17 protein-coding genes are annotated in these 21,062 nt (G+C 37.3%); 3 read left to right on the top strand and 14 right to left on the bottom strand.

Translation table 11 applies throughout. The annotated features are described in order from the left end of the window. Positions 1-37: 37 nt before the first annotated feature. Entirely contained in the window at positions 38-1,099 is a 1,062-nt protein-coding gene (locus tag IGK86_RS05160; protein WP_002356832.1) for a LacI family DNA-binding transcriptional regulator, read from the top strand. Positions 1,100-1,139: 40 nt separating this feature from the next. On the opposite strand, the gene IGK86_RS05155 is transcribed toward IGK86_RS05160, so the two are convergent. From IGK86_RS05155 to lepA, 12 genes are all read right to left on the bottom strand, one after another. Beyond that, on the bottom strand, positions 1,140-1,973 hold the full coding sequence (locus IGK86_RS05155) for a hypothetical protein (RefSeq protein WP_002400814.1): 834 nt from the start codon (positions 1,971-1,973) through the stop codon (positions 1,140-1,142). 202 nt (positions 1,974-2,175) lie between these two features. Next, the gene (locus IGK86_RS05150) at positions 2,176-2,499 is read right to left on the bottom strand and encodes a PTS sugar transporter subunit IIB (RefSeq protein WP_016617553.1); all 324 of its coding nucleotides are present in this window, start codon (positions 2,497-2,499) and stop codon (positions 2,176-2,178) included. A 9-nt stretch (positions 2,500-2,508) separates the two neighbouring features. Further along, positions 2,509-4,104, bottom strand: a complete 1,596-nt coding sequence (locus tag IGK86_RS05145; protein ID WP_002388280.1) for a solute:sodium symporter family transporter — start codon at positions 4,102-4,104, stop codon at positions 2,509-2,511. Positions 4,105-4,127: 23 nt separating this feature from the next. Continuing rightward, the gene (gene iolE, locus IGK86_RS05140) at positions 4,128-5,018 is read right to left on the bottom strand and encodes a myo-inosose-2 dehydratase (RefSeq protein ID WP_010775986.1); all 891 of its coding nucleotides are present in this window, start codon (positions 5,016-5,018) and stop codon (positions 4,128-4,130) included. A gap of 21 nt (positions 5,019-5,039) precedes the next feature. Further along, complete coding sequence (gene iolG / locus IGK86_RS05135; RefSeq protein ID WP_010775987.1) at positions 5,040-6,059, bottom strand: inositol 2-dehydrogenase; 1,020 nt, start codon at positions 6,057-6,059, stop codon at positions 5,040-5,042. 23 nt (positions 6,060-6,082) lie between these two features. Then, the gene (locus IGK86_RS05130; protein ID WP_002364407.1) at positions 6,083-7,090 is read right to left on the bottom strand and encodes a Gfo/Idh/MocA family protein; all 1,008 of its coding nucleotides are present in this window, start codon (positions 7,088-7,090) and stop codon (positions 6,083-6,085) included. Positions 7,091-7,263: 173 nt separating this feature from the next. Beyond that, complete coding sequence (locus IGK86_RS05125; RefSeq protein WP_438742118.1) at positions 7,264-8,721, bottom strand: CoA-acylating methylmalonate-semialdehyde dehydrogenase; 1,458 nt, start codon at positions 8,719-8,721, stop codon at positions 7,264-7,266. A gap of 38 nt (positions 8,722-8,759) precedes the next feature. Next, positions 8,760-9,599: a 5-deoxy-glucuronate isomerase gene (gene iolB / locus IGK86_RS05120; RefSeq protein WP_016617551.1), complete on the bottom strand. Its 840-nt coding sequence runs from the start codon at positions 9,597-9,599 to the stop codon at positions 8,760-8,762. A 38-nt stretch (positions 9,600-9,637) separates the two neighbouring features. Continuing rightward, on the bottom strand, positions 9,638-11,554 hold the full coding sequence (gene iolD, locus IGK86_RS05115) for a 3D-(3,5/4)-trihydroxycyclohexane-1,2-dione acylhydrolase (decyclizing) (RefSeq protein ID WP_010713231.1): 1,917 nt from the start codon (positions 11,552-11,554) through the stop codon (positions 9,638-9,640). Between the two features lie 10 nt (positions 11,555-11,564). Beyond that, positions 11,565-12,599, bottom strand: a complete 1,035-nt coding sequence (iolC, locus tag IGK86_RS05110) for a 5-dehydro-2-deoxygluconokinase (protein ID WP_010713230.1) — start codon at positions 12,597-12,599, stop codon at positions 11,565-11,567. A gap of 158 nt (positions 12,600-12,757) precedes the next feature. Further along, positions 12,758-13,774, bottom strand: a complete 1,017-nt coding sequence (locus IGK86_RS05105; RefSeq protein ID WP_002402919.1) for a LacI family DNA-binding transcriptional regulator — start codon at positions 13,772-13,774, stop codon at positions 12,758-12,760. Positions 13,775-13,959: 185 nt separating this feature from the next. Continuing rightward, positions 13,960-15,795: a translation elongation factor 4 gene (gene lepA / locus IGK86_RS05100; protein WP_002362155.1), complete on the bottom strand. Its 1,836-nt coding sequence runs from the start codon at positions 15,793-15,795 to the stop codon at positions 13,960-13,962. 246 nt (positions 15,796-16,041) lie between these two features. Here lepA and IGK86_RS05095 point away from each other — a divergent pair, with 246 nt between their 5' ends. Together IGK86_RS05095 and IGK86_RS05090 are read left to right on the top strand one after the other, a co-directional pair. Continuing rightward, positions 16,042-17,262: a GNAT family N-acetyltransferase gene (locus tag IGK86_RS05095; RefSeq protein WP_002356813.1), complete on the top strand. Its 1,221-nt coding sequence runs from the start codon at positions 16,042-16,044 to the stop codon at positions 17,260-17,262. A gap of 23 nt (positions 17,263-17,285) precedes the next feature. Beyond that, positions 17,286-17,765, top strand: coding sequence for a nucleoside 2-deoxyribosyltransferase (locus IGK86_RS05090; protein ID WP_016617550.1), 480 nt, complete (start codon positions 17,286-17,288; stop codon positions 17,763-17,765). A 36-nt stretch (positions 17,766-17,801) separates the two neighbouring features. Here IGK86_RS05090 and clpB read toward each other — a convergent pair whose 3' ends face one another. Continuing rightward, on the bottom strand, positions 17,802-20,408 hold the full coding sequence (gene clpB / locus IGK86_RS05085) for an ATP-dependent chaperone ClpB (RefSeq protein ID WP_002362158.1): 2,607 nt from the start codon (positions 20,406-20,408) through the stop codon (positions 17,802-17,804). A 272-nt stretch (positions 20,409-20,680) separates the two neighbouring features. Continuing rightward, the gene (locus IGK86_RS05080; RefSeq protein WP_002359784.1) at positions 20,681-21,052 is read right to left on the bottom strand and encodes a DoxX family protein; all 372 of its coding nucleotides are present in this window, start codon (positions 21,050-21,052) and stop codon (positions 20,681-20,683) included. Between the last annotated feature and the right edge of the window lie 10 nt (positions 21,053-21,062).

The following is a 21,062-nucleotide window of genomic DNA, read 5'->3' as shown; positions in this document are numbered from 1 at the left end:
ATATGCTATAATAGTACTTGAGAAGGAGGCATTTAGAATGGCAACTATCACAGATATCGCAAAAGTCGCGAATGTTTCAATTTCAACTGTATCGCGAGTTCTGAACTATGATCCAAACTTATCCGTTACAGAGGAAACCAAGCGAAAAATTTTTGAAGCAGCAGAAACCCTGAATTATACGAAATATAAAACTAAAAATAAAAACAAACAGCAGGAGCAACTGACACCTAACCTTTCCGTACAAACAGCTCCGCAAGAGCCTTCGATTGCCGTCGTTCAGTGGCGTTCAGATGACGAAGAACTAACGGATATTTACTATATGTCGATTCGCTTAGGCGCTGAAAAACGGGCCGAAGAATTAGGTTACAATATTCTCAAAGTTTCTCAATTGGAACAACATAACCTTCAAGGGATTGATGGCATTTTGGCAATTGGCAAATTCACTCAAAAGACGTTACAAGAGTTGCAGCAACTACATCCAAATCTTTGTGTAATTGGCAGTAATTTCCCACTGGAAGAATTTGATTCTGTAAATACTGATTTTTATCAAGCAACCGAGATTGCCTTAACCCATCTTTTGGAATTGGGCCACGAAAAAATTGCCTTTATTGGTGCCGAAGAAAGCGAAAATATGTATGGTTTCCGTCGCTATAAAACACCGACAACCAACGCTTATCTTGACATTATGCAGCATTATCACTTGTTTAACGAAGATTATTTTATCTTAAAAGAAAATGGCATGTTGGATGTCAAAACGGGGGAACAATTGACAGAAGAAGCGTTAGAAAAATGGGGAAATGATTTACCTACTGCGATTCTTGCTTATAATGACGCCTTTGCAATCGGTGTGATACATACGTTAGCCGCACACGGTATAAAGGTTCCTGAAGAAATTAGTGTCATGGGGATCAATGATATCTCTATTTCTCAATATGTCTCACCGCCGCTATCCTCTGTCCATGCCTTTACTGAAGAAATGGGCGAGACAGGCATTAATTTATTGCACAAACGAATTCAAATGCCTAGCATTCCTCGTAGAGTCCTGTTAAACACAGAATTGGTTGTCCGCCAATCGACAACTAGCCCACGCCAGAAATAAAAAATAAGGACCGCTCCTATAAAGGAACCGTCCTTATTTTTTATTTGTTTTGACCAAATAATTCAATTTGTGTTAATGCTGGAAATGGTGATGGTTCATCTGCTTGAATTAACTCTGTTAGTATCACCCACTCCGCTGCCCGTTTCGCAAAGGTAAAGCTCTGGCGTTGCTCAGTCTTAACAGTTTTAAAAACTTCATGTGTACCGTCGGAAAATTTTAAAGTCACTTGTTGCCAATAATTATCATGGGGAAAGTCCGCTCGTAATGTTAAGATCACTTTATCCAACAAGACTTCACGCCCAAATTCAATTTTTAATGCGGCATCTAATTGCTGATTAATCCCCCATGATTGATAAGGATACGGCCCATGATAAAGATTAGCAAAGGTACCGTCAATCGCATTGCAAGCAAAAAAAGTGGCATCATTTCGCGTTTCCACGTTGGCAGATGCATGAGGATACGCACCAGTAAAATGTTGTAAATCATGTGGATTTAACGCCCAATTACGATAACTCTTAATTTCTTCTTTAGTGGCAACACGCACACTTATATAAGGTTTCTTGGTTTCAAAACGATACGCTGCTCGCGCTTCGATAGCGTTTTCATTTTTTGTGATTGGAAACGTCCATTTTTGTTCTGGAACATAAATCAAACTGCTATCAAGCGTAGCATCTAACTTCACCATTAAATAAGTATTGGGCGTATCTAAACAAACTTGAATCACATCGCCGTCTTGTAATTGACAATCCCGAGCAGCTAAACAAACAAAATCTTTTCCTGTAATAGTTAACTCTTTCAAAGAATCTGAATCATCTATCTTAGCTTTTCTAACTTCTTGTTCTTGATTTAAAATCGATAATGAAATACACGTCATATGCTTCCCTCCTAGTTTTACCTTTATTATATATTATTTTAGTAAATTAATCTATTTTTTACTAAAATAATAACTTTAGCTTTATTTCTATAAAAGTATTTGGTACTCACTATAAAACGTAAGATTTTGATTCTGCTCTTTTTGAACACAATAAAAAAGCAAGACATCAACCAAAGCTGACTGATGTCCCACTCTCTAAATCTTACTTTTCGATACTTGCGAGTATCTTCTCTGTGTTCATATAACGAAAATCTTCTTGATCGATAAAAACAACCTGCCCCTGACAGCCTTCTATATATTTTTCCACTTTTTCTTTGACACGAGCGACTTGTGGGGTCAACATTAACACATCATACTCTTTATAACCAAGTTTTTCCTCAATCCGACAAACAGGCGCATAATCTAAATCATAAGATAACTCTTTTTCCCTAATTGCTTCAAGTAATTTTGAAACTAACAGCGATGCACTAATTCCTGTCTCACAAATAATCAATATGTTTTTGCTCATAAACTTCTCCTCATTCATGAAATATTTTTATCTAGCAAATCCGATTGGTGAAAATGCTACATAGGTTAGGATAACCACGACAACTAATATACTTGCGACAAGTTTTGTATGTTTCCAAGGTTCAATATTTACTTTCGTATCAAAAGAATTTAAAACAAATTCGCCATCTGGTTTTATTTTAGAAACCACTATTAAAATAAGAATATCTAAGAAGAAGAGCAGGCTTAAGACATATAAAAAATGGATATCTTTCAAAAACACTTTTGACAGCGCATACAAAACAATGTGGATAGCAATTGTCATTTTTGCTCCAAAAGCAGTTGCTTTTTTGGAATAAAACGCAAAAAGTATAATCACTAACAATGGCATATTGTATAATCCATTAAACTCTTGAACAAATTGGTACAATCCAGCTGGTGCAAAAGAAATAAACGGTGCAACGATAATTGAAATAATCCCTACAATAACTGTAACTGTTTTTCCCGCACGAGCAATTTGTTTGTCATCTGCTTTCTTATTGATAATTGGTTTGTAAAAATCTAGTGAAAACAGAGTTGAGGTTGCATTTAAAGCTCCCGCAAAGGAAGATAAAATTGCCCCAAAAATAACTGCAGCAAAAATGCCGAAAAGCATTTTTGGTAAAACTTCAGTTACTAAATATGGATATGCGTTATCAGGATTGGACATCAACGCATCCCCAAAAAGATTTCTTGCAACAATTCCTGGAAATACTAAGAATAATGCACCAAACACTTTGAAAATCCCCACTAAAAAAGCTCCTTTTTGTGCTTCTGCTAAATTTTTTCCTGAAAGTGCTTTTTGAACAATCATCTGATTGGTACACCAGAAATACAAATTATTAAACAACATCCCTGTAAATAATGTTGGCCATGGTACAACAGCAGAATCAATTGCACCTACAGAGTTCAGTAACCATGGTGTGTTTTCAACAACCTGTTCAATCCCACCAATAAAACTGCCATCACCCAGTTTCATTAAACCTAGTATTGGAACCAACAAACCACAAACCAATAAACCAACGCCATAAATCGAATCGCTATTGGCACTTAAAGATAGGCCGCCAATCAGCAGATAAAGAATCCCAACAATACCAATCACCATCGCCACAAGAATGATTGCGACAATAGGTTCGACACCCAGCAGCTCATCAATATGAAAAATCTTATTGAATACTAGTGACCCAGAATAAAGAACTACTGGTAAAAAAGAAATCATATAGGTAACAATAAACAAGATTGAAATAATTCGTTTTGTAACTGTATCATAACGAATTTCAATGAAATCTGAAACCGTATTAATACCGTATTTAAAATATTTTGGTAAAAAAATGACTGCCAATGCGACAATTGCAATTGCAGCAGTTACTTCCCAAGCCATTACTTCCATTCCTGCATGATAGCTTTGACCGTTTTGTCCAACAATTTGCTCTGTGGATAGGTTGGTCATAATAATTGTCCCAGCAATCGGTAAGGCTGTTAAGCTTCGGCCACCCATGAAGAAACCTTCTGATCCAGAAGTATCTACACTTCTGGATCGAGAATAGGCAAAAATCCATACGCAGATGACAATTACTAGGAAACTGATTATTGAAAATAGATTCATTGTCTAGCTCCTTCTCGATTAGATTAAAGATCGGTGACCTTTCGGATATAGTTTCGCGCTTTGACGGCATATTCAAACGGATTGGCTTTGGCAGGATCTTGTTCCGCTTCAACTACAATCCAACCTTTATAGCCACTCTCTTCGATTGCTGACCAAATTGGTTTGAAATCAATCATACCATCCCCAGGGACTGTAAAGACGCCTTTTTTCACGGCCTTTAAGAAGCTATCTTCTTCTGTTCTGACTTCCTCTGCCATTTGTTGGCGAATATCTTTGAAGTGAATGTGTTTAATCCTGTCTTGATAGCGCTGATAGATTGCGATTGGATCTTCTCCTGAGAAGACAAGATGGCCAGTGTCAAACAATAATTTAACTTTTGTCGGATCCGTCATTTTCATTAATCGATCGATTTCTTCAGTCGTTTGGACTCCTGTCCCCATATGGTGATGGTAAACAATCTCCATACCTTTTTCATGTGCCAAGTCTCCTAGTTTTTCTAATCCTTCAGCTAGTTTTTGCCACTCTTCATCAGAAAAAATTGGTTTCTCATTAAAAACAGGAGCCGTCATAATCCCTTGTATGCTGTGTCCTTGTTCAGCCACAACAATAACCTTAGCATCCATTGCATGTAAGAAATCTCGATGTTTTTTGAAGTCTTCCGCGGTTTCTTCGAAAGGTTTTGTTGTTAAAAATGTACTAAACCAGGCACTCGCTACTTTTAGTCCACGAATATCTAAATATTGTTTTAAAACCTGTGGATCTTTTGGATACTTATTGCCAATCTCCGTACCTGTGAATCCAGCTAGCGCCATCTCACTAACGCATTGTTCAAACGTATTTTCGCTTCCTAGCTCTGGCATATCATCATTTGTCCATGCAATCGGCGCAATAGCTAGTTGAATTTGTTTCGCCATTATGTCACTCTCCTACTTCATTTATAGTTGTACCAAACGATTCGTATCAAATGATTCTTGACAAGCTAATGCAATTTTTGTTGATTGTAGACCATCTTCTGCATTAACTGCTGGTTGACGTTTTTCTTGAATACAGGAAATAAATTCTTGTGCTTCTCGAATGAACGCTTCTCTAAATCTTTCTGGAAAGTTTTGAGAGCAAGGTCGCACAATCCCTTGATTATTCATAACAGTCACTAAATTTTTTTCAGGTACTTGCGCTACTCGTAACATCCCTTTGGTGCCCATGATTTCTGTTTCGACATGGTAACCATGTGTAGCATTTCTTCCAGCAACTAGTAAAGCCATTGTTTTATCTTTAAGACTCATCATAGCTGCTCCGGTTTCCAATTCACCGACTTGATCTAAATCTGGATATGCAGCATTTTTACCAATTGCCCAAACTTGTTCTACCTCTTGACCAGTAAACCAACGAACCAAATCAATATCGTGAATCGCCATATCTAGAAATAAACCGCCACTATCATTGTTCATTGCAAACTTAACGAAGCTTTCCAGCCCATCACTCGGATCAATTCCATAACAACGGATTAACGTGACTTCCCCGATTTCCCCATCTTCTACCATTTTTTTGGCATACTGATAAGATTCATCGTAACGGCGCATGAAACCTAACATAAATACTTGCTCGGGATATTTTCCAATAACCTCTTGTGTCTTTTTTATGTCCTCAATTTCAATTCCCAATGGTTTTTCAGTAAATACGTGTTTCCCATTTTCCATAGCTAAACGGACTTGTTCACAGTGGAATCCTGAAGGTGAAACAATAAAAACGGCATCAATTACAGCGCTTTGAACCATTTTTTCATAACTAGAAAACGTATACTTAACACCTAACTCCTTCTGTGCAAATGCTAATTCTGTTTCAACTAAACTACAGGCGGCCGTAAGCTCACAGCCACTAACAGCAGAAGATAAATTTTTTGCGTGTACCTTGCCTAATCTACCTAGTCCTACGATTCCTACTCTAATATTTTCCACAAAACCCCTCCTTTTTTTAAGAATTATTTGGTATATAACGCTGGTTGTTCATCTATTTCAATCATTACTTTTTCCCCTGACTCACGAGATTCATGACAAGCCATCATTGTGATTGCTGCCACGTAGCCATCCCAAGCAGTTGGACCAACAAGTTTATCGTTTTTAATTGAATCAACCCATAACTTAAATTCGTAATCATACGCATCTAAAAAACGCGTTTGCCAGTCGGGCGAAATTGGTGTGTAATTTTTCTCCGCAGCTTTAATTTTGGTATAGGCTGGATCCGTCATTCCGACTTCTGCCGTTTCAAAAACTACGTCACACTTAATGTCGTAGCCAAAACGACAATTAACAAAAATTTCTAAATCAATTGTTACACCTGATTTCGTCTGGAAAATCAGTAATTGAGGATCATGTAAATCTGCATGTGTATGACTGGTTTTCTTTGGTAAAATCATTTGCACTGAGGCATAATCTTCGGCTAATAGCCAACGAAGAACATCAATTTCATGGATTGCAGTATTACTGATTGCCATTGGCGTCTTATAATTTTCATCAGCGCTTGGATTTCTATGCGCACAATGGAGCATCAGAGCTTCACCATACTGTTTTGATTCAATTGCTTCTTTCAACTCAATGTAGCCACGATCGTATCGACGCATGAAGCCCACCTGTACCAATTTTTTACCATAAGCGACTTCTGCATCTACAATTCGGCGACATCCTGCGGCATCCATTGCTAATGGTTTTTCGCAGAATACGTATTTTCCATGCTTGATTGCTTCCAAGACATATTTTTCGTGTGTTGGGTCCCAGGAAGTAACAACAACAACTTCCACTTCTTCAGAAGCAATTAATTCTTCGCCTGTTTTGAAAAATTGAGCCCCAATCTCCTCAGCAATTTTGCTTGCCGCTTCAACATTAATATCTGATACTGCTGTTACAAAAGCGCCTTGTGTCTTGTGATTAATTCTGTTAATATGTTCGATTCCAATCGCCCCTGTACCAATTACGCCTACTTTTACTTTCAATTATTTGTCCTCCGATTTCTTTATTTTATGCGTATTATGTATACGCTTACAATTTTATTTAGTCAATCATTATTTTCAGAAAGTCATGTCTTATATTTGTACTAATAAAAGATACTTTCACCGCTTTAATCATAGAATCCTCGAAGCTCCTTTGACAGAGCTTCGAAGTAAAACTAGTTTATTTCGCTAGGAGCGTATCGAGCAGTTACAACTTTTCGATGTGTATAAAATTCTACACTGTCTTTTCCATTGGCGTGTAAGTCACCATAGAAAGAGTGTTTCCAGCCGGAAAAAGCAAACCAAGCCATTGGTGCTGGTACACCTAAGTTGATGCCTAACATTCCTGCATCAACATTCTCTCTAAAGTAACGGATAGCTGAAGCATTACTCGTATAGAGACATGAACCGTTAGCAAATTCTGATTGATTGGTCAGTGTAACTGCTGCTTCTAGATTTTTCACTCGAACAATTGAGGCAACGGGTGCAAAAATTTCATCTTGCCAAATCTTCATGTCCATCGTGACACGATCAAAGATCGTAGGTCCCACGAAGTAGCCTTTTTCAGGAATATTTTCACGGCCATCTAACAATAAGTCCGCTCCTTCATCAATACCTTTTTGAATGTAATCAAATGTTCGTTGCTGCGCCTCTTTTCGAATCACGGGGCCTAAAAAGACTCCTTCTTCCAGACCATTTCCAATTTTTATCGTCTGTGCTGCAGCCTTAAATTTTTCAACGAATTGATCTGCAATAGTTTCTTCTACAACGATCACCGAAGCAGCCATACAGCGTTCACCGGCTGATCCAAAAGAGCCACCGATAATGTCTTTTACTGCACGATCAAGGTTGGCATCTTTTAAAACGATGACATGATTTTTTGCGCCAGTTAATGCCTGGACTCGTTTCAGATTTTTTGTTCCTTCTTTATAGACATATTCACCAACATTTTTTGAACCTACAAAGCTAATTCCTTTTACTAATGGATCACGCAATAAAGTATTAACAACATCGTGTGCCCCATAGACAACATTAAAGACGCCACTTGGAAATCCTGCTTCTTCTATTAATTCAACAATTTTTTCCATCAATAATGGCGTTTTTTCGGAAGGCTTCAGCACCACCGTATTCCCTGCTGCTAACGCCATTGGGAAAATCCAAAACGGTACCATCATCGGAAAATTGAAAGGAGTAATTCCCCCCACAACACCGATGGGATAACGGTAATTGGTAATTTCAATATCTGTAGCCGCTGTGGATAGAGAATCAGCCATTATTAAATTCGTAATGCCCGCTGCATGCTCGACATTTTCAATCCCTCGCTGAACCTCACCTAATGATTCTGACAAAGATTTTCCATTTTCAAGCGTAATTAATCGTGCTAGCTCTTCTTTATTCGTCATCAATAAATGATGCAATTTGAAAAGATAGCGGCCACGAACTGGAACACTTACTTTTTTCCATGTTTGAAAAGCCTCATCCGCTACTCTGATTGCTTCTGCAGTTTCTGCTTCACTAGATAATGGAACATTTACTAATGCTTCTTCTGTTGCCGGATTAACCACTTCTTCAAATTCAGTGGCTGCACTTGTTACCCAGCGGCCACCTATATAATTCTTTAAAAATCGAGTCATTTATTTTCCTCCTAAAAAAGTCTACTTATTTTTTATTTCTAATTGTTAGTCAATTCGTTCCGATTTAAAATCCACTCGTGTTTTTTCTCGTTATGAAACTTCCAAATTCGTTCAGGTCCTGCCATCACATTTAAATAATAAGAGGTGTAGCCATCTGGCACGCCGACAGGATGATATCCCTTAGGTACTTCCACAACATTTTGATGCTCTACAGTCATCGTTTCATCTATAGAACCATCCTCTGTATATACTCGTTGGAAAACAAAGCCTTGCTCTGGATTCAGCTCATGATAATACGTCTCTTCTAAATAAGATTCGTCAGGTAAATTTTCTTGATCATGTTTGTGTGGTGGATAGCTAGAAAAGTTACCACCTTCAGTGTAGACTTCAACCACCAACAAACTACTGGCAGTATCGACATTGTCTGGTAAAATGTTATGCACTAGTCGTTTATTCTGATATATCCCTCGTTTTTCAACCGTATTTTCCTCAGCGGTAATCACGTGCACTGGTAACGTTTTTTTAGCTGGCGAATAACAAAGGGCCAAACGAACAGTATCAGAAGTTGCTATTAGTTCAAACGACGTTTTTGCTGGAATATAGATACTATCTGTCGGAATTTTTTCAAAAACAGAGGTTCGTTTACCTAAATTCTCGTACCATTTATCGCCCACCTTAACATTGATTTTGCCAGTTAATACGACGATACAAACTTCCAGTTCATTACCAGCTTCTTGATACATTGCTCCATTATCTAATTCAAGAACTTGAAACTCAATATACTGTAAATCAGTGTTGTTTTTTCGAATATTTTGAACTTGTCGAACACCGGGAGCTAGTTCTTTTATCAACGGTTGATGTTTCAATGTTTTTTTCAATTCATTCGCTCCTAACTTTTTGGTTGTATGACGAATACCTAATATTTTCTAGCAGTTGCAAGTTTTTCTTTTTTTACTTGGTATGCTTCTTGAATCGCTGGTTTTTCTGATACTTCAGCAACACCGACATTCCACCAACTACCATCGTAACCAGCAGTCATCGTTTTAGGAAGAACATTTATTTCAATCAATGTCGATTGCGTTTGGTTTTTCGCGTCGACAATCGCCTGTTTTAGTTCTTCAATCGAATGGACTTGATACGCTTTGGCACCATATCCTTCAGCGATTTTAGCATAATTGATATTCATAATTTCGCCTTTTGTATTTCTAAATTCCGTCCCTTGACTTACGCCGCCATTCTCCATTTGCAGATTATTAATGCATCCGAACCCAGAATTATTGAACAGAACAATATTGATTTTTTTGTCATATTGTAATGCAGAGACCAGTTCGCTATGCAACATCAAAAAACTACCGTCACCGACTAATGCGTAAACCTCTTGATCAGGATTAGCAAGACGTACCCCCATTGCACCAGCAATTTCATAGCCCATACAAGAATAGCCATACTCTAAATGATAAGTATTTTCCTTTACAGGATTCCACAATCGTTGCATATCTCCTGGTAATGACCCTGCCGAACCAATCACAATCGCATCATCTTCGACAAAATCATTCAGATGAACGAAAACCTCTGTTTGTGTCAGAGTTGTATTCAAAGAATCAGCATAATCATTTAAAATATCCTGTGTAAAGTGGTTTTTGATTTCCGGATCAAAATCTTTCCGTTTAAAATGAGTTGTTTTTAATCGCTCCCGCTCTTTCACCCATTCGTTCTTCAGTTCAGTGATTTTTTCACCATAAGTCGTTCGATATCCTTCAATCATTGGCAGAATTCCTTCTAAGGTTGCTCGAGCATCTCCCACAATTTGAAACGCTTCCATTTTGTAAGTCTGTGGTCGACTTACGTTAATATTTATCATTTTTGATTGTTCAAAATTAAAAATACTTTTTGATGCAGTGGTAAAATCCGTATAACGTGTGCCAATTCCAATAATCAAATCCGCTTGCTGAACAGCTTTATTAGCAGCCGAGGTACCTAAAATTCCCAAGCCTCCAAGGTTATTTTCAAATTCCCATGAAACAGTTGATTTACCAGCATGTGTTTCAACCAAAGGTATCTGATGAACTTGAGAAATTTTCTGAAGGCTCTCACCTGCTTCTGAATACTTGCAGCCGCCCCCCACAATAATTACTGGGTGTTTACTATCCCTTATCAAGTGACTAGCTGTTTCAAGCTCACGAATTGTCGGCATCCGTCGATCGATATAATGAACTCTTTTTCTAAAAAACTCTACTGGATAATCATAGGCTTCTGACTCAACATCTTGTGGCAAACAAATGGTGGCAGGTCCTGTAGTTGCAGGATTGGTCATAACTTCAAATGCTCGTAGCAATGCTGACATCAGTTGTTCTGGCCGATTAATACGATCCCAATAGCGAGAAACCGCTTGGAAAGCATCGTTGGTAGAAAAAGTTACACTTGATTCATGTTCCAACTGCTGTAATACGGGATCTGGTTGCCGAGTAGCAAACGTATCTGCTGGCAGAAACAATACAGGTATATTATTAGCGAAGGCCGTTCCAGCAGCAGTCAATAAATTAGCTGAACCTGGACCAGCAGACGCTGAAACTGCGAATATTTTCTTACGTAAACTTTGTCTAGCAAAAGCGATAGCAGCATGAGCCATCCCTTGTTCGTTTTTTCCACTGTAACTTTTTAAATGTCCCGGAGCTTGTTCCAACGCTTGACCAATCCCTAAAACATTCCCATGACCATATACATGAAAGATTCCTTCCACATAAGGTGTTTCTTTTCCATCAATGCTGATATATTGTTGATTCAAAAATTTTAATAATGCTTGTGCTGTCGTTAAACGAATCGTCTTTTCCATTTTATCCACCTTAAATCCTGGCGATCATTTCGCCGTATATTTCCTTCTCCAGTTTAATGAACTCTTTTACTTCTTGCGTCGTTGGTAAAGAATCTGAGCAATTGTTACTTTTGACCATCATCGAAGCTTCCGCTGAGCCAAACTCTAAGCAATCGATAATTTCCCAACCTTCAAATAAACCGTATAAAAATCCAGCTGCATAGCCATCACCGCCACCAAATCCCTTACGTGCCTCCACTGGAAATGGTTTAATTGAAAACTGTTGTTGATCTGCTGTATAAGCTGTTGAGCCTTTCATCCCGTGTTTAATAACGACTATTTGAGCGCCACAATTATGCCAAAAAACAGCGCTTTCATTATCTGTCATATTTAGTTGAATCAATCTTTCAGTTAAATCAAATTCTTCTCTCGAGCCCATAATAATATCTGATTCTTTCGCAACTATTGAATAATAAATAGCGATTTCATCCACATTTTTCCAATTGTATTCTCGATAGTCGATATCAAAAATAATTTTGACGTTGTTTTTTTTCGCTAACATCACAGCTTTTAACACGGCTTCTCTTGAAGGGCTTTCCGCCAAAGCAGTTCCTGAAATTAATAAGGCTTTTGAACGTTTCAAATAATCTTCATCGATATCTTCGACACTTAGTTGTAAATCCGCAGCTTGGTTCCGATACATTAAAATGCTACTTTCTTTAGGTGATAGCATTTCTGTAAAAGTCAGACCCAACTTTTCGCCATGCTGTGCTTTACTTATCTGAGAAGTATCAATGCCTTGCTCATTAAAGTAATCAATAACATATTCTCCGAACTGGTCATCGGATACTTTCCCAATGAAGCCAGCTTTCATCCCATGTTTGGTGATACCCACGGAAATATTTGCAGGAGAACCTCCCACAAACTTTTCAAACATATGAACATTTTTTAAAGGCTTAAATTCTTCTTTAACTTGCTCATTATAGGCAGGGTTAAAATCGATAGCCACTCTACCTAAAAGAACTAGATCAAATTCTTTTGATTGATCAAAGCTAATATAACTCATAGATCCACCTCTTCTTCGTTCTTCTATTATTTACAAACGAATTATAGCACGCTTTCAAAACGCGTGCAACATTAAATTAGCACATTATTTTTGCGTGCATTTTAAAAGAACGCAAAAAAAGAAGTATGAATTGCTTTACAGCAAGATTCACACTTCTTTTAAAGATTATATTTTGTTTTAATAATGATATCTGTAAATAACATCTCTTCTGTTATAAATTTATTATTCTGTAGTTGATTCGCTAATAATAGTAAAGAACGATAACCCTGCGTAAAACCATCTTGATCAATTAGAAAATCAACTTGATTTTTTTTCAGCATCTCGATATTTTTCTCAGTTAAATCATAGATAATCACATACGGTCTGTCTTTCCCTGCCCTTTTTTTCAACACACGAGCAATTCCTGCTTGACCTCCTGAAAACACAACGACACCTTTTAAATTAGTATAGTTCTCTAATGTGTCACTTAAAATCTTTTCGACTTCATCGCTCGAATCAAAACTGCTTTGAACACCTGTTAATTTCAATTGTGGAAATGACTGTTTCAATTCTTCAACAAAACCAGCAACTCGTAAACTATTCACACTATTTCCAAAATATCCAGTAATAGCTAGGACATCTCCCTCTCCTTTTGTCAACATTCCTAATAATCCAGCAGCTGTCTTCCCGCTTTTAAAGTTATCCATTCCGACAAAGCATTGACGTTTACTACCAACAATGTCCGAATTGAATGTGATGACCTTAATGCCTTGTTCCGTAAGCTGATTGATTTTTTCCCTAATCGCCACACTATCAACTGGCATGATGGCAATTCCTTTTACACCAAGTTCTAACAAGCGTTCAAGTGCCTGTAACTGCGCCGCTTCATCGACCCCGTCTATTTCCTCTAAAAAGCAATCAATATTTCTTTTTTTTAGATCACCTATAACTGCTTGTAAACCTGATCGAATTGGAATCATAAAAGAAGATTTTGCCAATTGTGTCACAACACCTAATTTGATTGGTTCTTCTTTGGCCATCTTTTTTTTCTTCGGAACATAGTTCATTTCTTTCGCTATTGTTTTAATTTTTTCAGCAACCTCAGGATTGATTCGGCCGCGATTATTCAATGCTCGATCCACAGTTCCCCTAGATACTCCTGCTTTTTCAGCAATTTCTTTTATTGTTCCAGCCATTTGTTCTCTCCTTATTTACTTGATTTGCAAAATTATTTTGATTATTTATAAGCTTTCGTATGTATATTCTATCACAATATAAAAAAGCACGCAATTTTGCGTGTTTTATTTTAAAATGTAGTTTACTTTAATTTATATTTTCAAAAAAAGCACCTCAGCTCAGACTGAGGTACTTTTTTAATAAGTTATTTTTTCTGATCATCTTCATCCATTTTCAGAACCGCCATAAAGGCTTCTTGAGGAACTTCCACGGATCCAATTTGTTTCATCCGTTTCTTCCCTTCTTTTTGTTTCTCTAACAATTTACGTTTACGAGAAACATCGCCACCATAGCATTTAGCCAGTACGTTTTTGCGTAAGGCTTTAATATCTGAACGAGCCACAATTTTTTGACCAATTGCCGCTTGAACTGGGACTTCAAACTGTTGACGTGGAATTAGTTTTTTCAGTTTCTCAACAATCGCTTTACCACGCTCAAATGCGAAATCTCGGTGAACAATAAAGCTTAACGCATCCACTTTTTCAGCATTTAATAGAATATCCATTTTCACTAGGCGGCTAGTACGATAGCCAGCCATTTCGTAATCTAAGGATGCATAGCCTTTTGTACTTGATTTCAATTTATCGAAAAAGTCAAACACGATTTCAGATAACGGAATTTCATAAACTACGTTTACACGATAATCGTCTAAGTAATCCATTGTAATGAATTCGCCACGTTTACGTTGTGATAATTCCATTACTGCTCCTACATAATCGTTTGGCACCATGATTTGCGCTTTAACATAAGGTTCTTCCACAGATTCAATCGTTACTGGTTCTGGAAATTCAGCTGGGTTGTCAACAACAACGGTTGTTCCGTCTGTTTTATTAACATGATAAATTACGGACGGTGCTGTTGTAATTAACTCTAAATTAAATTCTCGTTCCAAACGTTCCTGAACAACATCCATGTGCAGCAAACCTAAGAAACCACAACGGAAACCAAATCCTAAAGCTTGCGATGTTTCCGGTTCAAATTGTAACGCCGCATCATTTAATTGTAATTTTTCTAATGCTTCCCGTAAATCATTGTAGCGCGACGTATCAATTGGATATAAGCCACAATAAACCATTGGATTCATTTTGCGGTAGCCTGGTAGTGCTTCTGCTGCTGGATTGTCGGCCAAAGTCACTGTATCCCCGACCCGTGTATCTTGAACCGTTTTAATGCTAGCAGTGATATAACCCACATCACCAACCATTAAATAATCACGAGCAATTGGTTTCGGTGAAAAAACGCCGACTTCTGTTACATCAAACGTTTTACCGTTACTCATCATTTGGATTTTATCCCCAGGACGAACGACACCGTCAATTACACGGATGTTTAAAACGACCCCCCGATAACTATCGTAAATAGAGTCAAAAATCAAAGCCTTTAAAGGAGCCTCAATATCGCCTGATGGAGCTGGTACATACTCCACCACTTGTTCTAAAATATCTTCAATCCCAATCCCTGCTTTGGCACTTGCTAAAACAGCTTCCGATGCATCAATTCCAATTACGTCTTCAATCTCTGTCCGAACACGCTCTGGATCAGCGGCGGGTAAATCAATTTTATTAATAACAGGTAAAATTTCTAAGTCATTATCCAATGCCAAATAGACATTTGCTAGCGTTTGCGCTTCAATTCCTTGCGCCGCATCAACAACTAGAACAGCCCCTTCACAAGCTGCCAAGCTACGAGAAACTTCGTAGGTGAAATCGACGTGCCCTGGTGTGTCAATCAAATGGAAAGTATAGGTTTCACCATCTTTGGCTGTATAGTTTAATTCAATTGCGTTTAATTTGATGGTAATGCCGCGTTCTCTCTCTAAATCCATTGAATCAAGTAATTGATCTTGCATTTCTCGACTGCTAACTGTATTTGTTTTTTCCAAAATCCGGTCGGCTAAAGTTGACTTCCCATGGTCAATGTGGGCAATGATCGAGAAATTACGAATTTTCTCTTGTCTTGCTTTCATTTCTTTATTGTTCATTTTTTGCCTCATTTCTTTTAAGAAAAGCTAGCTCCCTGCTAGCTTCATCAATCAATTGTTATATTTTAGTTGCCTTTTTTATCAAATTATCATGTTTAAAGGTCTAGGATAATCAGCACTTTTCATTATACCAATTTTTGAAGAAGATTTAAAGCACTTCCCTTTTATTCTTTTGGTTTCGAAAGGCTAACAGAGTTTCGAAAAATTTGGTATACTAAAAACAGTAAATTTATTGGAGATGGAAAAATGGATGAACAAGAATTTCGAAAGCAACTGACCTTAAAGCCTGTTGAGGAAGAACACATTGATCAATTTAATGAACTTCTTTCCTATGTTTTTCAAGTAACTGAAGCGGATATTGAAGAAAGTGGTTTTGAAAACAAACGCGCATTTATCAAATCAAAACAACCGATTTTAGAACTTTCAAAAGTATTTGGCTGGTTTCACGAAAATCAATTAATTTCACAAATTGCTATCTATCCATGCGAAGTCAATATCCATGGTGCTTTATATAAAATGGGCGGCGTTACTGGTGTCGGTACCTATCCTGAATATGCCAACCACGGTTTAATGAAAGACTTGATTCAAACGGCATTAGAAGAAATGCGCCAAGATAAACAGTGGATTTCTTATCTTTTCCCTTACAACATTCCTTATTACCGACGTAAAGGTTGGGAAATCATGTCCGACAAGTTATCTTTTAAAATTCGGGATACGCAATTACCAAAAACCGTTCCCGTTCCAGGAATGATTGAAAGGTTAGCTGTCGATCACCCAGATGTCTTTGATGTCTATGCGCGATTCGCTCGTCAAAATCACGGCGCACTCATTCGTAGTGCCTTCAACTGGGAAGAATATTGGCGTTTTGAAAACGAGGAAGAACGGACTGCTGCTGTCTATTATGGTGCCAATCAAGAACCTTTAGGAGTACTTTTCTATTGGGTGGCCGATGAGGTATTTCATATTAAGGAAATGTTTTACTTGAACCAAGAAGCCCGAAATGGCTTGTGGAATTTTATTACTGCGCATTTTTCGATGGTTTATTGGGTCAAGGGCGATATCTATAAAAATGAACCATTAGCCTTTCTTTTAGAAGACAGCCAAATTAAAGAAAGCATTGAGCCCTATTATATGGCTCGAATTGTCGATGTCAAAGCCTTTTTAGAAAATTTTCCTTTTGAAAGTACAGCTAAGCCCTTCCATTTTGTCGTTAAAGATCCTGTTGCTGAGTGGAATAATGGTATTTTTGGCTTAATTTGGGATGAAAATGATCAAGTAACCATTACGGATGAACCTTTAGGTACCGCCGTTCACTTAGATATTCAAACACTAACTTGTTTAGTCATGAATTACCGACGCCCTTCGTACTTACATCGAATTGAGCGCATTGATACAGATAAAGAAACTTTAAATTCTTTGGAACGGATTTTTCCTGACCAAGAAGCTTATTTCAGTGATTATTTCTAAACCCTTGGATTGGAGACAGACAAATGACAAAAATTTATTTTGCAGGACCTTTATTTTCGCAAGCTGACTTACGTTATAATGCCTATTTAGTCGAACAAATTCGACAATTGGATAAAACAATCGATCTTTATTTACCACAAGAAAATGCGGCGATTAACGACAAATCTGCTTATGCCGATAGTAAAATGATTGCCTTAGCAGATACAGAAAACGTCCTTGCTAGCGACTTATTGGTTGCTTTATTAGACGGACCAACCATTGATGCGGGCGTAGCTTCCGAAATTGGTGTTGCTTATGCCAAAGGAATCCCGGTGGTTGCCATTTACACAGACAGCCGCCAACAAGGTGCTGATAATCACCAAAAGCTTGATGCTTTGAACGAAGTCGCTGAAAATCAATTCCATTATTTAAACCTTTATACAGTTGGTTTGATTAAATTGAATGGTCGGGTTGTTTCTTCAGAAGAGGACTTGTTGGAAGAAATTAAGCAACGATTGCCATAATAAAAAAAAGAACGAGCGAATTCGCTCGTTCTTTTTTTATACTTCTTCTATTGGTTCATTTTCAAAAACTAATTGATTGTCTAATAGACTAATCGTGACTTTTGTTTTTGGCATTACTCGGCCAGAAACAATTTCTTTTGCTAATGGTGTTTCGACTTCGCGAGTAATGAAACGTTTTAACGGACGAGCTCCATAAGCTGGCTCATACCCATTTTCAGCAATCCATGTTTTAGCTTCATCAGTGATTTCCAACACAATTTCTTGTTGCTCTAAACGATGAGCAAGTTGTGCGGTCATTTTACCAATGATTCCTTTCACATTATCCAAGCTTAATGGTGTAAATAAAATAGTATCATCAATTCTGTTTAAGAACTCTGGTTTAAAGTGTCCTTTTAGAATATTCATGACTTGATTTTCAACTTCTTCTGGAATTGTTCCTTCAGGTGTCACACCTTCCAATAAAAGCTGAGAGCCGATGTTACTTGTCATAATTAAAACCGTATTTTTAAAATCAACGACCCGACCTTTAGAATCTGTCAAACGACCATCATCTAAAACTTGTAATAAGATATTAAAGACATCTGGGTGCGCTTTTTCAATTTCGTCTAATAAAACAATTGTATATGGATTTCGACGAACAGCTTCTGTTAACTGACCACCTTCTTCATAACCAATATAGCCTGGAGGGGCCCCAACCAAACGAGACACGGCATGTTTTTCCATGTATTCACTCATGTCAATCCGTACCATATGATCTTCAGAATCAAACAAATCTTCAGCTAAAGCTTTAGCAAGTTCTGTTTTACCAACACCAGTTGGTCCTAAGAAAAGGAACGAACCGAGTGGGCGATTTGGATCTTGTAAGCCTGCTCTTGAACGAATCACCGCATCACTAACAGCATCGACGGCTTCATCTTGACCAATCACACGTTTGTGTAATGTTTCATTCAGTTTCATTAATTTTTCTCGTTCGCCTTCAACTAATTTTGTCACAGGAATGCCGGTTAAACGACCGACCACTTGCGCAATTTCGTTTTCAGTAACCGATTCTTGTACCATTTTGACGTTATCTTTAGCGTTCTTTTCTTCCAATTCTTTCAATTCATGTTCTAATTGTGGAATTGTTCCATGACGCAAAACAGCCGCTCGTTCTAAATCATAATTATTTTCAGCATCTTCTAATTCGTGTTTTGCTTTATCAATCTCTGCACGTTTGTTGGAAACCGCATTAACTTCTTCTTTTTCCGTTTCCCATTGCATTTTCATTGAGTTGGCTTCTTCACGCAAATCTGCTAATTCTTCTTGCAAGTTGGCTAACCGTTTTTTACTTGCATCATCTGATTCTTTTTTCAAGGCCGCTTCTTCAATTTCTAGTTGCATTAACCGACGTGTTACTTGATCGAGCTCTGTAGGCATCGAATTCATTTCCACTCGAATCGTTGCGCTTGCTTCATCGACTAAGTCAATCGCTTTATCTGGTAAGAAACGATCAGTAATATAGCGATCGGATAAAGTAGCGGCAGCAACTAAAGCATTGTCATGAATATTCACGCCGTGGTGAATTTCAAATCGTTCTTTTAAGCCACGCAAAATAGAAATGGTATCTTCTACTGTTGGTTCTTTGACTAATACTTTTTGGAAACGACGTTCTAAGGCTTTATCTTTTTCCATATATTGGCGATATTCATCAAGCGTTGTGGCACCGATTAAATGCAATTCACCACGTGCTAGCATCGGTTTTAATAAATTCCCGGCGTCCATACTGCCTTCAGTTTTACCAGCTCCGACGATATTATGAATTTCATCAATGAATAAAATGATTTTGCCATCACTTTTTTTCACTTCTTTTAAAACAGCTTTTAACCGTTCTTCAAATTCGCCACGGAATTTTGCTCCCGCAATTAAGGCACCCATATCTAAAGAAAAAATGGTTTTATCTTTTAAGTTTTCGGGGACATCTTTACGAACGATTCGTTGTGCTAATCCTTCAACAATCGCTGTTTTACCAACACCTGGTTCACCAATTAAGACTGGATTATTTTTAGTTTTTCTTGATAAAATCCGAATAACGTCACGAATTTCTTCGTCACGACCAATGATTGGATCTTGTTTTCCTGCTTTTACTTGTTGTACTAAGTCAACACCGTATTTTTCTAGTGCTTTATATTGTTCTTCCTGGTTTTGAGAAGTCACACGATCTCCTCCTCTCATCTCTTCAATATTTTTTCTTAACTCTTTTTCTGTAATGCCTTGTTGCATTAAATATTTTGTTAAACGATAATTTTTCAATTTCATTAAAGCTAAAAGTACAATTTCGGTTGATAAAAATTCATCTTGGAATTCTTCTCGAAGTGAATCAGCTTCTTGCAATAAATGGAACAAATTTTGACTTAAATTTTGACCATATTGCACATTACCGCCTGCCACACTCGGATATTCATCTAACGCGTTATCTACTTCTCGTTCAAATGCATCAACATCTAAACCAGCATCTGTGTAAAAATTACGCCCAAAATGGTTTGGTTGAAGAAAAATTTTCCATAAATGTGCAATATCAATTTCTTGATGTTGCCGTGTCACCGCAACTTTTTGAGCTTCAGCAATCGCCTCTTGTAGCGTTGTTGTCATTTTTTCAATATTCATAAACGATCCCTCCCGTTTATTGTTTTGTCTTTTTTTATTTTAACATTCTTTACAATTATTATTATCCGACTTTTGATGGATTTCTTCAAAAGTTAAGGTATTCGTAAACCTTATAAATTTATTATACCCTATTGGTCAGTAAAGGTCAATAAATAAATTGACCTTTTTTGACCTTTTTGATAAAAAAAAACCTAAAACAGTTAAATATCACTGTTTTAGGGCTTTTTTCGCAATAACAACTAGTTTGACCAACTCTTTATTACATTGATTTATTAAAAATAAAGTTTTAACGTAAGATACTTTTTATCGGCATAGCTAACCAAAATAGCCAAACTGGTTATTGCTAAAAATAATTCGTACTCATAACCACTAAAACCACTTGCCAAACCAAAAGAAAAAATAGCTCCGACTAAAACTGCTATGAATCCTACTGATACCAATGGAATTAAAAAACCAATAATCATAAATAATCCACCAATTAATTCAATTGCTGCTACACCATAAACAAAAAGACTTGGCAAACCAATACTAGCAAAAAACGCTAAAGTATCTTCCAATGACGTTACTTTCATCACTCCATGAATTAGCATCGTCACCCCTAGCCAAATTCTAATCACTTGAATGCCTCGCTGTTGTTTATCCATACTTCTCCTC

Origin of the sequence: Enterococcus sp. DIV1206, assembly GCF_051712485.1 — a bacterium.
Lineage (GTDB): Bacteria > Bacillota > Bacilli > Lactobacillales > Enterococcaceae > Enterococcus > Enterococcus faecalis.
Note: the sequence above shows the minus strand (reverse complement) of the source record. Positions and strands in the feature narration are given on the sequence as shown.